The 6,474-nt window shown below is 44.2% G+C and carries 3 protein-coding genes and 1 pseudogene; all 4 read left to right on the forward strand.

Annotated features, from left to right (window positions below; translation table 11 throughout):
* The first annotated feature begins 171 nt into the window (after positions 1–171).
* The gene (locus ABYB02_RS04355; protein WP_372761237.1) at positions 172–1,350 is read left to right on the forward strand and encodes an efflux RND transporter periplasmic adaptor subunit; all 1,179 of its coding nucleotides are present in this window, start codon (positions 172–174) and stop codon (positions 1,348–1,350) included.
* Positions 1,351–1,361: 11 nt separating this feature from the next.
* Positions 1,362–4,487 carry an efflux RND transporter permease subunit gene (locus ABYB02_RS04360; RefSeq protein WP_372761238.1) on the forward strand — a complete coding sequence of 1,042 codons (3,126 nt, stop codon included), beginning with the start codon at positions 1,362–1,364 and terminating at the stop codon, positions 4,485–4,487.
* Positions 4,488–4,737: 250 nt separating this feature from the next.
* A complete protein-coding gene (locus tag ABYB02_RS04365; protein WP_372761239.1) occupies positions 4,738–5,304 on the forward strand; it encodes a chitin-binding protein in 567 nt (188 codons plus the stop codon).
* A gap of 165 nt (positions 5,305–5,469) precedes the next feature.
* A pseudogene (locus ABYB02_RS04370) lies at positions 5,470–6,474 on the forward strand (oligopeptidase B); the annotation flags it as partial.

A 6,474-nucleotide genomic window follows, 5' to 3' on the forward strand; every position in this document is an offset into this window, starting at 1 on the left:
TTTAGTGATTAATTTTATTTTAACACTGCATCGGCAAGGGGTTAGGTAAGCAGCGCAGTTTAATTGCGTAAAATACGCCCACTTTTAGACATAGTTACTTACAAATGCGCCGTTAATATTTGGTTAAGCTCTGTTATTATGCTGTTAGTGAAATTTTGAGGTAGTTAGGTTATGCAAACAAAAATACTTAAATGGGTTTTTCCTTTTGTAGCACTTGCCATAGGTATAGTGAGCTTTATGGGAATTAACGCGATTGCAGAAGAGTCAGCAGAAAAAAAGCCAGTCGATACGCGCCCTACGGTAAAAGTAGAAAGTGTATTAGCGAATAATCACCAAGTTATCATTAATAGCTATGGCGAAGTTAAGCCATTGGAAAATACTAAGTTGTCGGCGCAAGTATCGGGTGAGGTATTAAGTTGGCATCCTAACTTTATTGCCGGGGGCATAGTTGGCCGTGGCGAAACACTGTTTACCATTGAAAAAGATAATTACCAAGCGGCCGTATTGCAAGCAGAAGCCGAGCTTGCCCGCGCGCAAGCACAACTTATTGAAGAGCAAGCACAAGCGCAAGTCGCGGCCGATGAAGCGGCGCGCTTTCCGAGTAAAACGCGTACCGATTTGTTTTTACGCAAGCCACAGGTGTTAAGTGCACAAGCGGCGGTTAAATCGGCGCAAGCAGCGTTAAAGCGTGCTGAACGTGACTTAGCAAATTGCGACGTGACGGCCCCTTACGATGCACTGGTGGTGAGTCGTAATATTGGTGTGGGTCAATTTGTGTCTATGGGGGCGCAAGTAGCCGAACTGAACAACATTGAACACGCAGAAGTGATCATGCCGATAGCAGGCTTTGACAGTGTATTTTTACCAAAACGTATTAAAGGGATTAGCGCGACAGTTACGCACAAGGGGCTAAATAGTTTTAGCCGCGAAGCGGTAATAGACCGTGATCTGGGGATTGTAGACAGTGCTACGCGCATGAGCAGTTTAGTGGTACGTATTAACGACCCTTACGGGTTAAAGAGCCAGCTACCGGCAATAAAATTTGGCAGCTATGTGCAAGTGAGTTTTGCCGGCAGCATGCTAAATAACATTTACCGTTTACCACAAGCATTAGTGAATAATCAAACGGTGTGGGTGGTGAATGAGCAGCAACAGCTTGAGCCTCGTAAGGTGACGGTTGTGAGAGAAGAAGGGGAGTTTTTCTATATTAGTAAAGGTTTAAATGCCGACGACAAACTCGTTATTACCTTGCCAGAATACCCACAAAAAGGCATGCAAGTAAAAGTGGCCGGCAGCAACAGTACAGCTGAAAGCTCAAATACGAGCATCTCAAATAGCCAACAGTTGTGAGGCAGTAAACAATGAGTGAACCAATAGAGCAAAAGCAAACCGGTATTATAGCCTACTTTGCAAAAAATTCTGTCGCTGCCAATTTGATGATGTTTTTTATCATAGTGATGGGCATTATTAGTTACTTTACTATTCAGCGGCAAATGTTTCCCAATGTCGAAATTAATTACATTAATATTTCCGCTAACTACCCTGGGGCATCGCCTCAAGAAATTGAAGAAAGCATTCTGATTAAAATTGAGGAATCGCTGAAAGATGTCACCGAAATTAAAAAAGGCGTGTATCGCGCGTTTCGTAACGGGGGCAGCGCCAGCCTTGAAATCAACACCGATGCTAAGCTCACTGATGTACTTGATAAGGTCAAGCTACGGATTGATGGCATAGCCACGTTTCCTGGTGGCATGGAGCCGGTCACCATAAGCCAAGTAGAGTTTAGGCAAGACGTGATAGGTATGACGCTGGTGGCCGACTTACCGTTAAGTGAACTAAAGCCAATAGCCAATCAGATCGAAAGTGAATTATTGCAGCTAGCAAATGTGTCGCTGGTGCTTAACGATGTACCCCTTGATGAAATTGCGATTGAAATTGACCCCGATACGCTACGCCAATATAACTTAACGTTAAGTGATGTCATGAACGCGGTGCGTCGTTACTCGGCGAACTTTTCGGCGGGGCAGTTAAAAACTGATTCTGGCGTGATTTCGGTGCGTGTCGAAAATCAGTTTTACAGTGGCGAAGAGTTTCGACAAATTCCGGTAAAAATAGGTGAGTACGGCGCCAAAGTTTTATTACAAGACATTGCCGTTATTAAAGATCAATTTGTTGAAGGGGAGCGCTACTTTAAATTTAATGGTCAAAACGCGGTCTACCTGTCGGTTAAAGCAACCCAAGATCAAAACATGATCCCCGTGGCGGAATCGGTTAAAGCGTATATTGAGCAAAAAAATGACCAGCTTCCAGCGAGTATTCGTTTAGAGCCACTGATGGATATGACCTACTACCTAAATGCCCGCCTCGATATGATGAAGGCTAACCTATTTCAGGGGGCTATTTTAGTGGCGATTATGTTGTCGTTATTTTTGCGTTTTAAGTTGGCACTGTGGGTCATGATCGGATTACCGGTGTGTTTTTTAGGCGCTATGATGCTGATGCCAGTATTTGGTATCAGTATAAATATTATTTCGTTATTCGCGTTTATTATGGTGCTAGGGATTGTTGTTGATGATGCCATTGTAATTGGGGAAAGCGCCTACACCGAAATAGAAAAAAGCGGTAGTGGCGTTGAAAGTGTGGTGCGCGGTGCCAACCGTGTTGCAACGCCGGCGACCTTTGGCGTATTAACCACGATTGCGGTGTTTGCGCCATTTACCTTATCGAGTGGCCCAGAAAGTGCGTTCTTTTACGGTATAGCCGTGGTGGTAATGCTATGTTTGGTGTTTAGTTTGGTTGAATCGAAACTGATTTTACCGGCGCATATTGCCCACACCCACTTTGCACCGATCAAACCAGACGGTTGGCGAAATCGTTTTAATACGCGCTTTTTTGGCTTTGTAAATGGCCCTTATAAGCGCTTTATAGTGCGCTGTGTTGAGTGGCGCTGGACGGTAATGTTTGCGTTTATCGGCATGCTTATTTTAAGTGTGGGGTTAATTACCTCGAACAAGGTACGCACCGTACCTACGCCGAAAGTGCCCCATGATTTTCCACAAATTCGTGTAGAAATGAACGATAACGTCTCTGATCTGCAAACTATTCAGGCAATCCGCGACATTGAAGCTATGGTGCTCAGAGTAGATGAACAAACGGAGCGCGACTTTGGGCAAAAAATAATTCGCGATGTATTGGTGTTTAATCAAGGCCGCACCGAGTCGCAGTTATTGGCGCCATTAGTAGATGAAGAATTACGCCCATACGATGCGTTTGAGTTATCACGACGTTGGCGCGAAGCCATGCCCGATATAGCTGGAATTAAGTCACTGACTATTTATGACGATGTAGGCGGCGGTGGCAGCAATGGTAATGGCGAGTTTGGTTATTTATTGTATGGCTCTGATATTGATACTTTAAATAATGCTGGCCGGCGCTTTATTCAATTACTACAGCAACAGCAGGGCCTGTTTGATATTAGCTCAACCATAGATCCTGCCAGTAAAGAAGTGCAAATGAGCTTAAAGCCCGTTGCCTACGATTTAGGCTTAGATCTTTCGAGTGTGGCAAGTCAGGTGGGGGCAAGCTTTTATGGCGGCGAAGCACAGCGAGTGATCCGCAACGGCGAAGAAGTACGAGTGATGGTACGTTACCCTAAATTAACGCGCGAAGCCTTTTCGTCGCTTAAACATACCGTGATCACTACACCACAAGGGCGCGAAGTATTACTCGGTGATGTGGTTGAGTTAACCGAAACCCCGGGTATTAGCTATATTCGCCGTGAAGGTGGTTACCGTACTGTTTACGTATACGGCAGTATTGACGAAGAGCAAATTGAGCCTGGCGAAGTGGTTAAACAGGTAAAAGAAAACTTACTACCGCAACTTAAAGAGGAGTACCCTTCGGTAAAATCGGAGCTTGGTGGCGCAATTGAAGAGCAACAAGCACAAGCCAATGAGCAAATGATGTTTTTTATTGGCGGTATGATATTAGTGTATATTTTACTGGCGGTACCGTTAAAAAGTTACTCACAACCACTTATTGTCATGTCGGTTATTCCCTTTAGCTTAACCGGCGCTATTTGGGGGCATTATTGGTTTGGTTTAGATATTAGCTTAATGTCGGGGTTTGGCTTAATTGCCGCCGCAGGGGTGGTAATCAACGACTCCCTAGTAATGACCGACTACGTAAACCAAGTGCGCCGTGAAGGAGTAGCTATTAAAGAAGCAGTTATTGAAGCTGGCTGTGCACGCTTTAGAGCGATATTACTCACTTCAATCACCACCTTTGCTGGCGTATTACCAATCATGTTTGAAACTAGCTTACAAGCAAGGTTTGTTATTCCCATGGCGGTAGCGTTGGGGTTTGCAGTGATGTTTGCCACGCTCATAACACTGATTTTAGTGCCCTGTTTATATATTATTTTAACCGATATTGGCGCGTTGCTTAAGCGCCCGTTTGTTAAAAAAAGTGCACCCGCCGTTAGTTAACTAACGCGATGTGTTTATCAAGCCAACCGTGTAAGCGGTTGGCTTTTTTTATCGGCATAAATACAAACTTAAGTATTATTTTTTAAATCTCGGTTACATTCTTTTGTTTGATTAATGCGCCATTGCTCACTACAATGCGCTCTTTGTTAACAGCCATTATTTTTTAATCGAGCTTGTTACATCGAACCTATTAATTTTGGCTCAGTATAGAGTCGTGCCAAAGTGTGGCTTTGAAGGTGTTGTTGTGTTTATGCATGCGTCATTGGTCTGTGGAGAATGGACCCCGATAGGTTGCTTAAACCAGAATGTCCAATTATCGATTGGTGATTCGGTGCACGTAACCTTTTATGACATGCAAGGAGAGCTAGTCGATTTATCATTTAGTTATAAAGTGACTGCGCTGGATCAGGGGGAGCCAAGTGTATGGCCGCGACTCATTGCAGAATATATTAACGTACATATTCCTCTGGTTAGCGCTGGGCGTATGACCGACGACGGTATCATAGTTGCGTACCGAGATAACCAAGTATTTACACTTGAGAGCAGCGGCATTACCACCGCTAAAGTAGAGTTTAGCTGTAGCGATAAAGCGCAATCATTGGTAGTGAGTAATACCCTTGAGTACGATTATATTTACCCTGCTGGTGGCGCATCCTATAACGCCGGCGATAAAGTTTTGCATCCGCACAGTGGGCATATTTTTCAATGTAAACCTTGGCCGTTTAGCGAGCTGTGCCGTGTAACTAGCGAGCAAAGCGCTATGTTTGAACCTGGTGTGGGTAAAAGCTGGAGCATGGCTTGGCAAAAAATAGTGTGACCCACTGCTGTTAACGTACTGTTTTCCCCAAGGTATAGGGCAATAATAAAAATTGCAGACGTTTTAGTCATTGTACTTATACCCTTTGGCCCACTCAGCAATGAGTGGGCTTTTTTATTTTTATGGTAAACTGGTCAACATTGTTATTTTTTAAGCGGTTTATTTGTGTCTACTTCTGATTTTTGTTTGCGGCTATTGCCCGATTTCCCTATTGCTGAAAAGCAAGCCCATACGCTCAATACCGATAATAAAACTCGGCTCGATAATTATTACTGGATGCGTGACGATGCGCGGCAAAATGACAGCGTATTAGCGCATTTACATGCCGAAAATGCCTACTGCGAAGCACAACTCGCGCCAATAAAAGCATTACAAAATAGTTTATTTGCAGAGCTAAAAGGGCGCATTGTAAAAGACGACAGCACCGTGCCGGTTAAAGATGGTAAGTATTGGTATCACTCAGAAGTAAGCGGGGATGATGAATACTCTCGCCATTATCGTAGTAGCAGCATCAGCAGCACAGACAAACAGCTATTATTAGATGTAAACCAATTAGCTAAAGAGTATGAGTTTTATGAACTCGGTGAAGTCGCGCTCAGCCCGTGTGAGCAGTTAATGGCGTACTCAGAAGACACTGAAGGACGGCGTATTTATACCGTGCGCTTTAAAAGCCTAAGTAGCGGAGAAATGTTGCCCGATGTGTTAGAAAACACCGAAGGGCAAGTGGTGTGGGCAAACGACAATAAAACCGTGTTTTATGTGAAAAAAGATTTGCAAACCTTGCTTGGTTATCAAGTGTTTAGACATGTTTTAGGCACAGCGCAAAGCCAAGACGTGATGGTATACGAAGAGCAAGACGCTAGCTTTTTTATGGGGCTGGGCAAAAGTCGCGACGAAAGCCTGATTATTATTGATTTAGCCAGCACCGAAACTAACGATACGTGGGTGCTTGATGCTGACCAGCCAAACGGCGAGTTCAACGCGCTGATGCCACGCGAAGAAGGCCATGAGTTTGATGTTGATAAGCTGGGTGATACTTTTTACATAGTGACTAATTGGCGAGAAAAAAACTTTCGCTTAATGACCGCAACCAGTAGCACAATTGCCGATAAAACCCAGTGGATAGAGCATACGCCCCATCGCGACGATGTGTTGCTAGAAGGCGTAGAA

It is taken from the genome of Pseudoalteromonas sp., from assembly GCF_041613455.1.
Taxonomy (GTDB): domain Bacteria; phylum Pseudomonadota; class Gammaproteobacteria; order Enterobacterales; family Alteromonadaceae; genus Pseudoalteromonas.